This is a genomic window from Marinomonas lutimaris, from assembly GCF_019426345.1.
Lineage (GTDB): Bacteria > Pseudomonadota > Gammaproteobacteria > Pseudomonadales > Marinomonadaceae > Marinomonas > Marinomonas lutimaris.
The window spans coordinates 104547-118395 of record NZ_JAHLLW010000005.1; the positions used below are offsets into that span (position 1 = coordinate 104547).

Here is a 13849-nt window from a genome sequence, read left to right on the forward strand (position 1 = left end):
TCAGTTAGGAAAGCGTGACAATAATGACAAAAAATATCCGATTAATTTTAGTCGATGATCACATGTTGGTGTTAGATGGTCTTCAAGCTCGCTTGGAGTTAGAAGGCAATATCGACATTATAGCAACCGCATCGAATGGATTGGATGCCTTAGAAAAAGCCAAAGAAACCCAGCCAGATTTGGTTCTTATGGATGTTTCTATGCCCGTTTTAAATGGGTTAGAGGCGACCAAGCGGTTTAAAGCAGAACAGCCCAATGTGAAAATCTTGATGCTGAGTATGCATAATGACAAAGAGTATATTTTGTCGCTGATTCAGTCTGGTGCGAATGGCTACGTGTTAAAAGACGTGTCTTCAGAAGAATTAGTACAAGCCATTAATACCGTGCATCAAGGCGGTACTTATTTTAGCTCAGGAGCGTCTGATTCACTGTTTTCATTGGGCGCTTCTCCCAAGCAGTCGGATGACTTAACTAAGCGAGAAGTTGCTGTATTGAAAGCTTTGGCGGCAGGCTTATCTAATAAAGAAATCGGCCAATCCTTGAATATCAGTGTGAGAACTGCCGAAACCCATCGACAAAATATTAAAAACAAGTTGGATATTCATACCTCTGCCGGCTTGATAAAATACGCTTTAGCCAATCAGTTAATTGAATAGCCAAAGGAAGTAAGGCAATGGATTTTCGTAAGTACCATGCGCTAGGAAATGTGTATTTAGTGGTCTCACCAGATGAGTTTCCTGATGAGCCTGCCGCTTTGATCATTAAAAATATTTGCCATAAACATTATGGTGTAGCGTCAGATGGCGTATTGGTCGGTCCATTTCCTTCAAATATTGCAGACTTTGGGTTACGTATTTTTAATCCAGATGCCAGCGAAGCAGAGAAAAGCGGTAATGGCTTACGAATTTTTTGTCGTTCACTATGGGACCAAGGCTTGGTGAAAGACAAACCTTTTACTATTGAAACCAAAGGTGGCGTGGTCAAAGCACAAGTGTCTGACAATGGACAGCGAGTGGATGTGGAAATGGGCAAAGTGTCTTTTTTTAGCCAAGACATTCCAGTTTGGGGTGAACCTCGCGAAGTCTTGTTAGAAAACCTTAATGTGATGAGTCTGAATCACATCTATAGCGCTGTCACCATTGGCAATCCCCATTGCGTTATCTTGGCTGAGTCGCCAACTGAAACCATGGCAAAAGAGTTTGGTCCCTTGATTGAGACACATCCCAATTTCCCTAATCGAACCAATGTGCAGTTTATGCAAGTGATTGATCGTAATCATATTGTGATCGAAATTTGGGAGCGTGGCGCTGGTTATACGTTAGCATCTGGCAGCAGCAGTTGTGCAGCCGCTGCAGTGGCATACAAGTTAGGTTTATGTGACTCGTCCATCAAGGTGATGATGCCGGGTGGCCAGATAGATATTGAAATTAGCGACGATTTTCGGGTCAGTATGAGTGGTGGCGTGACATCTGTTTGTCATGGCAGTATTTCTAATGAGTGCCTGTCTCAGCTGTTCCACTAGAATCTAAGCCATTAGATTGAGAGCCTTTCACCTCATAACAGAGTAGAGTGGGTGCTTGCGGCAAGACCTGTCGCGGGCTTTTTAGCCTTTTGAGCATATGGAGTCCACTATGCGCGTTCTATTTTTTCCATTCCCTGTGTTGTGTGTGTTGCTTTCGTCTCTCTTTTCCCCTCTTTATGCGGCGGATGATTGGTATCGTCCACCGGTTTCCGTGACCTGGCAATGGCAGCTCGATGGCGTCGTTAACGAAGGTTATGACGTGGACTTATACGACATTGATTTATTTGATTCGTCTGTTGAGCTGATTCAACGCCTGCAAGCATCGGGTAAAAAAGTTATTTGTTATTTCTCTGCTGGTTCATACGAAGATTGGCGACCTGATGCAACAGACTTTGCTACCAAATATTTGGGCAAAACCTTAAGTGGTTGGGACAATGAACGTTGGTTAGATATTCGCTCTAAGCATGTTCGTGAAGTGTTGTCCCGTCGTCTTGATTTAGCTGCTGAAAAAGGTTGTGATGGCGTTGAGCCAGACAATGTAGACAGCTACAGAACTAACACTGGATTCTATTTTCACCGTAATGATCAGCTAGATTTCAATCGCTTTCTTGCCGCTCAAGCTCATAAAAGAGGCTTGGCGATTGGGCTCAAAAACGACCCAGATCAGATTCGTGCTTTAGTCGATGATTTTGATTTTGCCGTCAACGAGCAATGTTTCGAATACTCTGAATGTCGCTCATATGAAGCCTTCATTAGTAAAGGTAAGCCTGTACTAAACGCAGAATATCGTGAGATTTATGTGGATGATGAAGCGCAACGAAGTGCTATGTGTAAACAATCTTTGACGTTAAAATTTAGTACTTTGGTTTTGCCTGTGACGTTGGATGATAAATTTCGTATGAGTTGCTTGCCATAAATTGTTTGTCATAAACTATTTGGCATAAACAGCTTGATTGATAGGACGATAAAATGACACCTTCTACCCATCCGATGTTTTGGCGAGATCCGGCTTTGCCTTATGTAGAGCTTCGCCAAGTATTGGATGGCAGAAATGTTAGCTATGCGCCACATTCTCATCAAGAGTGGTCGATTGGTGCCATTCTGCAAGGCCAGAGCGAATTCCGCTGTGCGGATCGCTTACACGGCGTTGAGTGGGGGGCTTTGGTGATGATGAATCCAGATGTGGTTCATGCTTGTAATCCTCGTCAAGATTCTCCTTGGGCTTATTACATGATGCATTTAGACAAGGATTGGTTAGCGTCCTTATTGTTCGCCCATGGCATTAGAGAAGCTCAAACTTGGCGAGATACTCTGGGTGATACCTTATTGTCAGCTCAGGCTTATCAGGCATTTGTAGAAGTATGTGAATGTCTAATGGCTACTCATTTTTCGTCTATAGAAAAAGGCCAAAGGCTAGAAGCGGTGCTGGTGGACTTGTTCACGGAGTTGGATGCGAATAACATCGAATTTTCCACAGCTTTGCCTGTGAATAACTTATATCAAGTGGCGGACTATTTGAATCAATACTGTTTGCACGATACCTCGATTGAGCAAATCAGTACTGAATTTGGTTTCAGTACTGGTTATTTGGTTCGTGCGTTTAAGCGCCATTTTAATATGACGCCACATGCTTATCGTTTGAATCGTCGTATTCAACTGGGCCAGCAAGCCTTAAAGCAAGGTCAAGCCATTGTTGATGTGGCACAGACGATTGGCTTTAGTGATCAAGCGCACTTTCAGCGCGCGTTTAAACAGCGAGTAGCGGCAACACCAGATCAGTATCGCCGTTCAGTTTCTTCTTAGGTAAGGTCAGTTAGACTAGAATCATCACACAACTACCTGCCAGTAATATCGCCAAGGTTTTATTCATTAAGCGCATTTTGTCGGGGCTTTGAAAATACTGTCCGAGTATTTTTCCTATCCACACCCAAATTCCCAAAGACAGCCAGCAAATTGGCAAATATAGACTCGCAAAGATGATCACCTCGGTTGCTTCCGCATTGGGAGTATAGGCCGCAATGCCAGACAGCGAGGCTAGCCATGCTTTTGGATTTAGCCATTGCATAATGGCACCTGTCATAAAGGTTGGCGCCTTGCTATGTTTGTCGGAATTTAGCTCGCCATTGTCGGTGAATAACTGATAACTCAGATACAGCAGAAAGGCGATACCGAACCATTGCAGCACTTGGGTGATCCAGCTTAATTGGTCGATTAAGTAATGTAGCCCAAAGCCGATCAGCAAAAACAGCACAATAAAACCGAGCGTCGCTCCCGTTACAAAAATAAGCCCCGTTTTGATTCCATAGCGAGCGCTGCCACTTAGCGAGACAAGGTTCACCGGGCCTGGTGACAAAGACGCCGCTAAGGCAAACAAAGACATAGAAATGATTAAAGAGAAAGTCATCAGATGTTCCTAAGAAAATAATCAACAGGCGTTCACTATCGTTTTTTAGGATCTTGGCGTATTGAACAAAATTGACCTTTTAAGGATTGTTTACTGTTCGCATGTTTTTCGTTGGAGGAGCGGAGTATGATTTTGTTAAATCATTTATTTAAACAGGAGTCCTTATGATTCGACATGTATTGTTTATCAAGTACAAAGAGCAAGCGACCGCGGCGGATATCGCAACGTCTATGGCTAACTTCGAGAAAATTAAGAGCAAGATCGATGGCATTGAATCGGTTGAATGGGGCTTAAACAACAGTCCAGAAGGGCGCAATAAAGAGTATACCCATTGTGTGTTTATGACCTTTGTGGACGAAGCTGCACGTGATGCTTATATTCCTCATCCAGAACACGAAGTATTAAAAGCGCAACTAGGGCCGATTTTAGAAGACATTATTGTTTTCGATTACGCGTTATAACGCCTTAGTTTCACTGACGATAAAACAGAAAACCGCCTCAAGTTATCTTGAGACGGTTTTTTTATACTTTCACCAATTGGCTAGTAGGGCTTATTTATTTAAGTGAGCCAATAGTTTTTCAGCCACTAGTTCAGAGCTGGCAGGGTTCTGACCTGTGATCATTAAACCGTCTTGAACCGCAAATGGTGTCCAATCCGCCGTGTTTTTGTAATCTGCACCGCGTTTTTTCATTTCATCTTCTAACAAGAAAGGCACAACTTCTGTCAATTGCACAGCCGCTTCTTCACTGTTAGTAAAGCCAGTGACGGTTTTGCCTTTAATGAAGTACTCACCGTCTGCGTCTTTGATGTTCAAGAAAGCGCTTGGTGCGTGACAGACAGAAGAGATTGGCTTGTCGGCTTTAATAAAGCTTTCGATCAAGGCAATAGACTCTTTGTTTTCAGTCAGATCCCAAAGTGGACCGTGGCCGCCCGGGTAAAAGATGGCATCGAAGTCCTCTTGTTTCATATCGCTCAATTTGACTGTGTTAGCAATTACGTCTTGCGCAGCCTGATCTTTATAGAAGCGTTCAGTTGCCTCGGTTTGTGCATCTGGCGCTGTGCTGTTTGGATCAATTGGCGCTTGGCCGCCTTTTGGCGTAGCGACAGTGATTTCTGCGCCAGCATCAAGAAATGCGTAATAAGGTGCAGCGAATTCTTCTACCCAAAAACCTGTTTTGTGACCTGTGTCGCCCAGATCCGAATGGGAAGTAAGTACGACTAGAATTTTTTTGCTGCTCATAAGAGGCTCCTAAATGTTTGAATGAGTTGTGTTATTAACTTGTGATTAGTCTATCTAATTAATCGAATGAGTGTAATGGAGTTATTTTTGACTTCATTGATCTAATAATTGATACAATTAATCTGGTTTCCCGTTATCTATATAAAAGAGTCGTCACTATGGAAGTCTCCTTTGAACAGTTAAAAAGTATGGTGGTGTTTGCCCAAGTAGTGGAGCAAGGCAGTTTAACGGCCGCCGCCAAATTCATGGGGATTTCCCGTGGCGTGGTGAGTTATCACCTAAAAAAGCTAGAAGAGCAGCTTGGCGTAAAACTGCTGAATCGTACTACTCGATCTTTGTCATTGACCGAAACGGGCGAAGCTTATTATCAGCGTTGCCGAGCCATTGCTTTTCAAGCTCACGAAGCGAACCGACAGATAGAAAAAGCCAAACAAGAGCCAGAAGGGAAGTTGAAGATCTCTTGTCCAGTCAATTTGGGCTTGCAAGTAATTGTGCCCGCGCTGAATGAATTTCGGAGGCTTTATCCTTTAATAGAATTGAATGTTTCCCTAAGTGATGAAGTAGTTAATATCATCAAAGACGGTGTTGATCTGGCAATTCGAGGTGCGCCCTTATTAGATTCTGGTTTGCAAGCCAGCAAGTTAAAGACCTTTGAGACCTGCTTGTGTGGCTCGCCAGAGTATTTTCGCCGTCGCGGCAGACCAACTAAGCCCGAAGAACTTTATGACCATGATTGGGTGGTCTATACGCCCGCAGCAAATACCGTACACCTTAGCCAAGGTTCTAAGTCGTTTAGCTTGTCTGTGCATGGCGCGGTGAGTACCAACAATGCGGCAGCGAGGACAATATTTTTAGAAGGCGGTAACGGCATAGGACGCATTCCCATGTACGACGCGTTACCGCGTATTGCTAATGGTAGTTTAGAACGAATTTTACCGGATTATAAATGCACAGGCATTGATGTTTACGCGGTTTTTCCGCCCGGAACCGCAGAGTCTAAAAAGTTGCGCTTGTTGCTGGATTTTTTAAAAACATCTTTTGCGAAGTTTTGATGAGCAGATATTTTTCTGTAACAAACCTCGGTTAGCTTTGTTATTTCCTGTGACGTTTATTATGGAATTGTGCGAATCGAGGATCTTCCGTTTTTTATGAATTATCATATAGGTAGATGGAATTAATTTTAGTGTAAGTAAAGGATCGTTTTCTTTTTAATGATAGGAGCCAATTGTGCTCATTAAACATAAATTAATTTTAAATACCGTCTTGTTAGTTGTTGCGCTCGTCGCCATGTTAGGGCTTTTTTATAATACGCAGAGCAATCTAGAAAAGCTAAACTATGCCAAGAATCTTGTCGTACACCAACAAGTGAATATGCTGACCTTACGTCGTAATGAAAAAGATTTTCTGGCGCGTCTTGACCTTTCTTATGAAGTAAAATTCAACGAGACAATGACTTCTCTTTTTGCAGATCAAACATTACTTGAAAGCGTAATGAATGAGTTTGCTGTCGATACTAATACTTTGCTGGAACTTACCGACGATTTTAAAGAGTATCAGACAGATTTTACCTCTGTTGTGACGGCTTCTAAAGAATTGGGCCTAACACCAGAGACGGGACTGCAAGGTCAGCTTCGTGGAGCGGTACATAATATTGAAAGCGAGTTATCAGCCCTGAACCAAGATGCGTTACTTGTGACTATGTTGCAGCTTCGTCGACATGAAAAAGACTTTATGTTGCGCAGTAATCCTAAATATATTACCTCTTTTAATAAAACCTTAGATCAGTTAGAAAGTAACTTACGCAGTGGCTCACTGCCAGCAGATAAGATTCAGCTATTAATATCTCTTTCCGAACAATATCGAACAGGCTTTAACCAATATGCGGATGGCAAAAAAGCCTTAGGTTTGACCAGTAAAGAAGGCAAACTACTGGCAATGCGTGAGTCTATCCATAAAACCGAAACGGCACTCGATTCACTGGAAGCTCAGTTAACGTCGGTTATTCAAGCCAAAACATCCTTTGCCATGATGATGACAACTATTCTTTGTGGCGTCATCATTGTTGTTGGAGTGTTTGTTGCGTGGATTATTAATCGTACGATCAATTCGGCATTGAATACCATCCAAACAACGATGCGAAATATTCAAACCACTCACAATATTGGTTTACGTGTCGATTTGCCGGCGAAAGATGAGATTGGTTTTGTGGCTGCCAGTATTAACGATATGTTGACGGATTTTAGTAGCGTCATTGCTAACGCAAACCTCACTGTACAAGAGATGAATAGCACGACAATTCAGTTGTCGCAAAATGCAGCCAGAACCTCAGATGATGCGCAGAAGCAGAGAGCGGAAACTGATATGGTGGCGGTGTCTGTCACTGAAATGGTGGGCACAGTGGAAGATATTTCTCGCAGTATGGAAATGGCTGCGGCGAAGGCTCATTCAACGCAAGAAAATGCACGACAAGGGCAGTCTAAAGTGAACTCTGCGATTGATCGTATTCGTCAGCTTTCAGACAGACTGGAAGGCTCTGTCGAAACCGTCAGTGCATTAGCAAAAGAAAGCGAAAGCATTGGCACGGTGTTGAACGTTATTCAAGGTATCGCTGAGCAGACCAACTTACTGGCGCTTAATGCCGCGATTGAAGCCGCTCGAGCGGGTGAGCAAGGCCGAGGCTTTGCTGTTGTTGCCGATGAAGTACGTGCATTGGCAAGTCGAACTCATTCTGCCACGGAAGAAATTTCTGACATTATTGTCACCTTGCAAGAGCGCACCAAAGGCATTGTGGCGCTGATGGAAAATTGCCGTCATGATGGTGTGTTAAGTCGTGATGAAGCGGCGACTACTGGAACTGTACTTGAGCAAATTATTCTTGATGTAGAAGAAATCTCGGCAATGGCGGGCTCTGTATCAACCGCAATTGAACAGCAGACCATCGCAGCCAACGAGATTAGTAAAAACGTCGACACAATACGTGAAATCACGGAAGACACGTCAGAATCTGTCGCGTTGAACTCTAAGGCGAGTCAGGCTATTGCAGATCAAGCTGAATCGTTGAACCGTAGTATTTCAATATTTAAAGTGTGACTCAGTAATCGTGGCTTAATGTCGATTAAAGTAGAATCACTATTAGTATCTGTAACCTGTGATCGCAGGCCTAGGGAAGGTGCGAACAAGTCCTCTTGCCTCAGCATGTTGATAAAAGCCTGTTATTCGAGACGAGTACCGAATGTGAATAGTGGTTCTATTTTCGAGGTGCTCAACAAAGAATACAGGCTTTTAGACCATGCCCTGCGGGTCTTTCAGAGCTTACTATTAAAAGTAACAGGCCACATGTCGTTGCGACTCTTTGAAAGGTACCTACATTCCTTCAGAGCCGCGCCTTATCTGACGATTTCTCTGAAAGACTGAGGCTTAGTAGACTTATTCGCACCTTCCCTAGCTATTAGGGCTGCGATGCCGTTATTATGCAGATATCAATCTGACACTATTTTAGGGACTACTTATGTTATATCGATTGCTCTTATGTCTATTTCTTGGTGGTTTTGTATCGGTTTCTATGGCCGCGCAAACCATGCCAGAAGATCAGCAAAAGCTAGCTCAAACTGTTTTTGATTTAGAGCGAAGTGTGGCCATTTTACAGTTATCCACTGCGTCTCTAGGTGATTACCAATCACTTTCGACCAAAATAGCGCATGTTAAGTCGTTAGAATATCGTGTGAATTTCTTGGGTAATTTAACTTTCTTGTTGTGTATGGCGTTAGTGGTTTTCTTTTTTAAATTACGTAATCAGCAGAAGCGATTGCAGGCGCTTGAAAATCGTATTGATGAAAAAGCAAAATCGGATTCTGAAGTTAAAAACGCTGAAGTTTAAAGACACGTAAGCTCAAGGACAGTTAATCCCAAGATGTTTAAATAAAGGAGTGACGATGACTAAATCAGTAGTATTGATGATCATCGATATGCAGCAAGGCATGTCTTGGCCACAAGCGGGCGAACGCAATAACCCAAATGCGGAACATGAAATTGCAGAGCTATTAGCCCATTGGCGTGCCAGTCATGCACCGATTGTCCATGTTCGTCATTTGTCGACAGAGCCCGAATCTTTATTTTGGCCAGAACAAGAAGGTGTGTTGTTTCAGGATGCCTTTCAGCCGTTAGCCGATGAAAAAGTCATTGAAAAATCGGTCCCTGATGCTTTTACCTATTCTGATTTAAATGTTTGGCTACGGGAACAAGATGCGCAAGCCTTGGTTGTCGTTGGCGTCAGCACGAATAATTCAGTGGAATCGACAGTGCGAAGTGCTGGGAATTTAGGTTTTAAGACGTATGTGGTTGGCAGTGCTTGTTTTGCTTTTGAAAAAGATGACTTCTTTGGTCAATCGCGCAGTGCAGATGAAGTGCATGCTATGTCATTGGCAAATTTGCATGGCGAATACGCCACAGTTATTAGTCAAGATTATGCGTTTTCGCTGCTTTCTTGAGCCTGTCCGATAGTTAACGTAGCTTTAAAAAAGAACGCGATGTCTTCGATTGAAGAGGATTCAAACTGATTAATTCCGCTTCAATCGAAAACATCGCGAGCAATGGGAGTAAAGCGTTAAGCAGGGGGAAAACGTGCTTGAAAGGCACTTAAGCGTTTTTCAAGATCTGCTAGTTGTTCGTCTTTCACTTGGGATACACAAGCCCGTGCGCCTTCCACTCTTTCTGAACCTGTATTTACCAAGGATATGGCGCTGATTCCATGGTACAGCAACGCTTCTAATAAACTGTCTCCATCCAATCCTGGATAAGAGAAAGTAAAATAGAAACCATCGCTCAGCGCCTTGCCGTTATCTTCGAAATACACCATTTCAAAACCATGGTCTATAAATAGCTTTTTCATGATGGCCGCGCGTTTTTCATAAACCTTAGTAAGATTCAAAAAAGGCAATTCCCCATCATTGGCTGCCTTCAACATTGCAGCTAAGCCATATTGTGCCGAATGCGTAACGCCAGCGGATAAACCTCCCATAGCGCCGAAGGTAATGGCTTTGCCGAACTGTGTTTGTCCAAAGTTCGTTTTTAAGGTTGCAAACTCTTGTTGGTAAAGTGCATCTGAAATAACCAAACTTGCTACTCGTTGGCCTGCATAGCTGAACACTTTAGAGCTTAAAATCAATAAAATGTACTGATCGGTGTAATGCGCAATGCTAGGCTGATAAGGGGCTTGACCGGGTGTCGCATAGTCTTCGCGGTAATCCATACCAAAATAGGCGAGATCTTCAATGACAATAACGTCGTATCGTCTAGCCACCTCGGCAATGATCTGTAACTCTTCTTCATTGAAACAAATCCAAGCCGGATTATTTGGGTTGGAATAAAGCAAGGTGGCATATTTTCCTGAGGATAAATGCTTCTCTAGCTCTGGTTTTAACGCTGCGCCACGATGATTGTATACATCAAAGCTACCCCAAGGTTGGCCTATCATATCAAGCTGGCGTTTTTGGTTTGGAAAGCCCGGATCAATAAACAATGTTGCGCCTTGCTCTTTTGTACGGTTGCCGACTAAAAAAGCCGCCAAGGCTCCTTGGGCTGAACCAACGGTTGGAAAGCAGCCTGTTGGGCTGACGTTGATATTCATAAATAAAGAACAGAAACGGCTAATTTCCTGCTTTAACTGAGGAATACCTTCTAGCATCGGGTATTTAGAGGCCACGCCTTGATGCAGTGCTGCTATCTCTGCTTCTATGCCGATACTGGGCGCAGGCAGGCCAGGCACACCCATTTCCATGCGGATAAACTTTTCACCTGTCGCGGATTCAATGCGATTGACTAGTGCGACAAGCTCACGGATAGAAGCTCGCGCCAAAGATGGAATGGCGGCTTCTTTTAACGTGTGAGTGACCTTGTCAAAATTAATCGGTGTTGCTGTATCTGTAAAGGATAGGGTCATTATTATGCTCAGCTTTTAAAGACGGTAAACTTCTCTAGTGAGAATATGTTACCTCATAAAAAACTGACTGTTTGGACATTCAATACGAGGATTTGTCGTCTAGTCATTTCAAAAAATGATGCGAGTTTTACGGCTTTTCTTGTGAAGAGTGATGCTAATCGCCACTGGAATGAATTTTATCGGCGATTAACATCACAAGATTATGAGAGTGATTTAGAACTCGGTGGAGACGGATAATTTGATTTCGCGTGGATTGCCTTGTGTTAGGTAACCGCCAGCTGCCGATGCCCAGTAGCCTTCATTCATCAAGTTGGTGATGTTTAAACGCCAAGTAATATCTTGTTGAGCAATTTTAGAGACATAACGTGCGTTTACGTCTAATCGTGTCCAAGCATCGACTTCTAATGTATTGCTCGCATTCAAGTATTGTGGGCCGCTGCGAATGACTTTTCCGCCTAGCGTTAGACCTTGTAACGAGCGAATGTCATATTCGCCTCCAAGTACTAATCGATACTTAGCAACACCAACCGCGTCGTTGCCATCATTAGTGCCGTTTTGAGTGTCTTTTAGTTTAGGGTCTAACCATGTCGCCGAGGTATTAATACGCAGACCTGTCGACGGTTCACCATACAAGCTTAGTTCAATGCCTCGGTTACGTTGCTCGCCGTAGTAATCATAGGCGCTTCCTGCCTCACCGTAGGCTTCGGGTTTGGTTATTTCGAAAAGAGCAGCGCCCGCGCCTAAGGTTCCATCTTCAAATTTAATCCCCACCTCATTTTGCTTAGAGGTATAAGGCTTCAAGCTTGCGCCTGCGTTTGAGTAGTTGTTGCTACTACTGGTTGAGACATTTTCGCCTTTTTGTAAGGCTTCTATGTGATTAGCGTACAAGGAGATGGCGTCAGTCGGTTTGTAGACAATGCCATAAATAGGCGACGTGGCAGAATCATCGTAAGAGGTGTCAATTGAACCATCGTAATTGTAGTTGTTTGCTTTTATTTCTTGGTATCTCACACCTGCAGTCACTAATAAGCGATCGTCCATAAAGCCCAACGTATCCGCAAAAGAAAGTCCTTTAGTATCGGTTTTAGAGCGAATATTTGGATCATCCATATTGCCATCAGCAAAAACAGTATCTGGATAAGCGATATCAACCGGATTATAGATGTTCGTGTCATAAGTTGGGTTAGACATGGTGTAAGCTGTATAGGTTTTATTAACAAAACCTGAATAAGCAAGATTCAATTGATGAGTTACTTTTCCTGTTGTTAGATCGCCTAATAGGCTGACAGAGGAGGAAAAAGTATTAGATTCGTACGGCACGGATAATCGTCTGCCAGTGGCGTCACCATTTAGACTATTAACGGTGGGAGACGAATAATCACCGAACTCTTTGTTCTTATTAGCGCCGAGCGCGCCGTTTAATGTCCAATCTTGGTTTAATTTATAATTTGCTGAGACCATGCCATATAGGGTTTCTAATTCAGAATTAGCCCAAGATGGCGCATAGTTTGTTTCTGCATCTGGAGCAGTTGGAACTTTCGTGATGGTGCCTGCATAAACGACAGAACGCCCACTGTCGATGGTTTGTTTCTGGTAACCCATATCGGTAGAAACATTAAGTTTTTTTGATTGATAGTCCACGCCAACACTGATGGAAGTTTCTTCACGAGTTTCGTCATCAATGGCGCTGTCACCATTGCGGTGTAATGCATTAACACGAATTCCCCATTGGTTTTTATCACCAAAACGTCGCGCTATATCTGCACTAATACCTACTTGGCCTTCGGCTGTTGTATCTAGTGTCACAGCATTTAGGTCGTCATCTGCGCGTTTAGGTTCAAGGTTAATCGCGCCGCCAATGCCGCTTCCTCCAGGCGTTACACCGTTTAAGAAAGCACTAGAGCCTTTTAGTAGTTGCACGCTTTCTACAGCGTTAGTAGAAACGACTTGGCGAGGCAAAATACCATAGAGTCCGCCGTAGGAAATAGCGTCGCTATCGAGTTCAAAACCACGAATCATGAATTTTTCTGCGTAGTTACCATAGCCATGCCCTGATTGAACTGAAGCGTCGTTATCAAGTACTTCTGCAATGCTTTCTAGCTGCTGGTCTTCGATGGCTTTGTTGGTATAAGACACCACACTAAAAGGAACGTTGGAACTGTCTTGTTCACCAAATACGCCTAATCGGCCACCGGATTCGATTTGCCCTCCCTTATATTCGCTCAGTACGCTGTCGTTAATTTGCGAGGCAGATACCGCTAAGCCTGACATAGTGTAATCGCTCTGATCCATGAGACTGTATGTGCCGTCTTGGTTTGGTGTCATGATGAGATTGGTGTTTTGTAGCAAGGCATCGATCAATTCCAGAGCAGAGAAGTTACCTGAAACAGCCTCATTTTTGAGTCCTTGAGTTAGAGCCGGATCAAAAGAGAGCGCGATATGATGACGTACCGCAATGTCGGTAAGTGTTTTACCAAGATCTCCGGCGGGAACAGAGACTTGTTGGCGGGTTTCTTGTTGTCCGGCATTTTCCGCCAAAGTAAATGAACTAGCGCCCGCACCAAGGATTAAGCTTGTGCTGAGAAGCGCAGCGCTGATGGCGTTGTGTCGCTTTGTTTTCAAGAAAGGTGTTTTCAAGAAAGGTGTTTTCAAAAACTGTTCTCTTTGGGCAGCCACAGCTACCTCCTTTTTTAAAATCGTTGGGTTATTTTTTATCTACCTAATAAGCCACTTGAAAAGAAAAA

At 43.4% G+C, this 13849-nt stretch carries 13 protein-coding genes; 9 read left to right on the forward strand and 4 right to left on the reverse strand.

The window, feature by feature from the left end:
• The first annotated feature begins 23 nt into the window (after nucleotides 1-23).
• The 4 genes from KPL72_RS08050 (at nucleotide 24) to KPL72_RS08065 (ending at nucleotide 3325) form a co-directional block, all read left to right on the forward strand.
• Nucleotides 24-656, forward strand: coding sequence for a response regulator transcription factor (locus KPL72_RS08050; protein ID WP_212917572.1), 633 nt, complete (start codon nucleotides 24-26; stop codon nucleotides 654-656).
• Between the two features lie 17 nt (nucleotides 657-673).
• A complete protein-coding gene (gene dapF / locus KPL72_RS08055) occupies nucleotides 674-1522 on the forward strand; it encodes a diaminopimelate epimerase (RefSeq protein ID WP_219702407.1) in 849 nt (282 codons plus the stop codon).
• Nucleotides 1523-1631: 109 nt separating this feature from the next.
• Nucleotides 1632-2438 carry an endo alpha-1,4 polygalactosaminidase gene (locus tag KPL72_RS08060; protein WP_219702408.1) on the forward strand — a complete coding sequence of 269 codons (807 nt, stop codon included), beginning with the start codon at nucleotides 1632-1634 and terminating at the stop codon, nucleotides 2436-2438.
• Between the two features lie 53 nt (nucleotides 2439-2491).
• Complete coding sequence (locus KPL72_RS08065; protein ID WP_219702409.1) at nucleotides 2492-3325, forward strand: AraC family transcriptional regulator; 834 nt, start codon at nucleotides 2492-2494, stop codon at nucleotides 3323-3325.
• Nucleotides 3326-3335: 10 nt separating this feature from the next.
• Here the strand turns inward: KPL72_RS08065 and KPL72_RS08070 are convergent, their stop codons facing one another.
• The gene (locus tag KPL72_RS08070; protein WP_219702410.1) at nucleotides 3336-3926 is read right to left on the reverse strand and encodes a LysE family translocator; all 591 of its coding nucleotides are present in this window, start codon (nucleotides 3924-3926) and stop codon (nucleotides 3336-3338) included.
• Nucleotides 3927-4090: 164 nt separating this feature from the next.
• Between KPL72_RS08070 and KPL72_RS08075 the strand changes: the two genes are divergently transcribed.
• Complete coding sequence (locus KPL72_RS08075; protein ID WP_212917577.1) at nucleotides 4091-4387, forward strand: Dabb family protein; 297 nt, start codon at nucleotides 4091-4093, stop codon at nucleotides 4385-4387.
• 90 nt (nucleotides 4388-4477) lie between these two features.
• On the opposite strand, the gene KPL72_RS08080 is transcribed toward KPL72_RS08075, so the two are convergent.
• Nucleotides 4478-5167 carry a type 1 glutamine amidotransferase domain-containing protein gene (locus KPL72_RS08080; protein WP_212917578.1) on the reverse strand — a complete coding sequence of 230 codons (690 nt, stop codon included), beginning with the start codon at nucleotides 5165-5167 and terminating at the stop codon, nucleotides 4478-4480.
• Between the two features lie 158 nt (nucleotides 5168-5325).
• Between KPL72_RS08080 and KPL72_RS08085 the strand changes: the two genes are divergently transcribed.
• The 4 genes from KPL72_RS08085 to KPL72_RS08100 all read left to right on the forward strand — a co-directional run bounded on the left by KPL72_RS08085 (nucleotide 5326) and on the right by KPL72_RS08100 (nucleotide 9654).
• Nucleotides 5326-6219, forward strand: a complete 894-nt coding sequence (locus tag KPL72_RS08085) for a LysR family transcriptional regulator (protein WP_212917579.1) — start codon at nucleotides 5326-5328, stop codon at nucleotides 6217-6219.
• Between the two features lie 175 nt (nucleotides 6220-6394).
• Nucleotides 6395-8257: a methyl-accepting chemotaxis protein gene (locus KPL72_RS21425; protein ID WP_219702411.1), complete on the forward strand. Its 1863-nt coding sequence runs from the start codon at nucleotides 6395-6397 to the stop codon at nucleotides 8255-8257.
• A 418-nt stretch (nucleotides 8258-8675) separates the two neighbouring features.
• Nucleotides 8676-9044, forward strand: coding sequence for a preprotein translocase subunit YajC (gene yajC, locus KPL72_RS08095; protein WP_212917581.1), 369 nt, complete (start codon nucleotides 8676-8678; stop codon nucleotides 9042-9044).
• Nucleotides 9045-9099: 55 nt separating this feature from the next.
• The gene (locus KPL72_RS08100; RefSeq protein ID WP_219702412.1) at nucleotides 9100-9654 is read left to right on the forward strand and encodes a cysteine hydrolase family protein; all 555 of its coding nucleotides are present in this window, start codon (nucleotides 9100-9102) and stop codon (nucleotides 9652-9654) included.
• Between the two features lie 116 nt (nucleotides 9655-9770).
• Here the strand turns inward: KPL72_RS08100 and KPL72_RS08105 are convergent, their stop codons facing one another.
• The gene (locus KPL72_RS08105) at nucleotides 9771-11105 is read right to left on the reverse strand and encodes an aminotransferase class I/II-fold pyridoxal phosphate-dependent enzyme (RefSeq protein WP_219702413.1); all 1335 of its coding nucleotides are present in this window, start codon (nucleotides 11103-11105) and stop codon (nucleotides 9771-9773) included.
• Nucleotides 11106-11318: 213 nt separating this feature from the next.
• Nucleotides 11319-13781 (reverse strand): TonB-dependent siderophore receptor, encoded by a 2463-nt coding sequence (locus tag KPL72_RS08110; RefSeq protein ID WP_219702414.1) that lies wholly within the window; start codon nucleotides 13779-13781, stop codon nucleotides 11319-11321.
• Nucleotides 13782-13849: the final 68 nt, after the last annotated feature.

Coding starts and splice junctions, on each gene's coding strand:
- KPL72_RS08050 (WP_212917572.1), top strand. CDS start 24: ATGACAAAAAATATCCGATTAATTTTAGTCGATGATCACATGTTGGTG.
- dapF (WP_219702407.1), top strand. CDS start 674: ATGGATTTTCGTAAGTACCATGCGCTAGGAAATGTGTATTTAGTGGTC.
- KPL72_RS08060 (WP_219702408.1), top strand. CDS start 1,632: ATGCGCGTTCTATTTTTTCCATTCCCTGTGTTGTGTGTGTTGCTTTCG.
- KPL72_RS08065 (WP_219702409.1), top strand. CDS start 2,492: ATGACACCTTCTACCCATCCGATGTTTTGGCGAGATCCGGCTTTGCCT.
- KPL72_RS08070 (WP_219702410.1), bottom strand. CDS start 3,926: ATGACTTTCTCTTTAATCATTTCTATGTCTTTGTTTGCCTTAGCGGCG.
- KPL72_RS08075 (WP_212917577.1), top strand. CDS start 4,091: ATGATTCGACATGTATTGTTTATCAAGTACAAAGAGCAAGCGACCGCG.
- KPL72_RS08080 (WP_212917578.1), bottom strand. CDS start 5,167: ATGAGCAGCAAAAAAATTCTAGTCGTACTTACTTCCCATTCGGATCTG.
- KPL72_RS08085 (WP_212917579.1), top strand. CDS start 5,326: ATGGAAGTCTCCTTTGAACAGTTAAAAAGTATGGTGGTGTTTGCCCAA.
- yajC (WP_212917581.1), top strand. CDS start 8,676: ATGTTATATCGATTGCTCTTATGTCTATTTCTTGGTGGTTTTGTATCG.
- KPL72_RS08100 (WP_219702412.1), top strand. CDS start 9,100: ATGACTAAATCAGTAGTATTGATGATCATCGATATGCAGCAAGGCATG.
- KPL72_RS08105 (WP_219702413.1), bottom strand. CDS start 11,105: ATGACCCTATCCTTTACAGATACAGCAACACCGATTAATTTTGACAAG.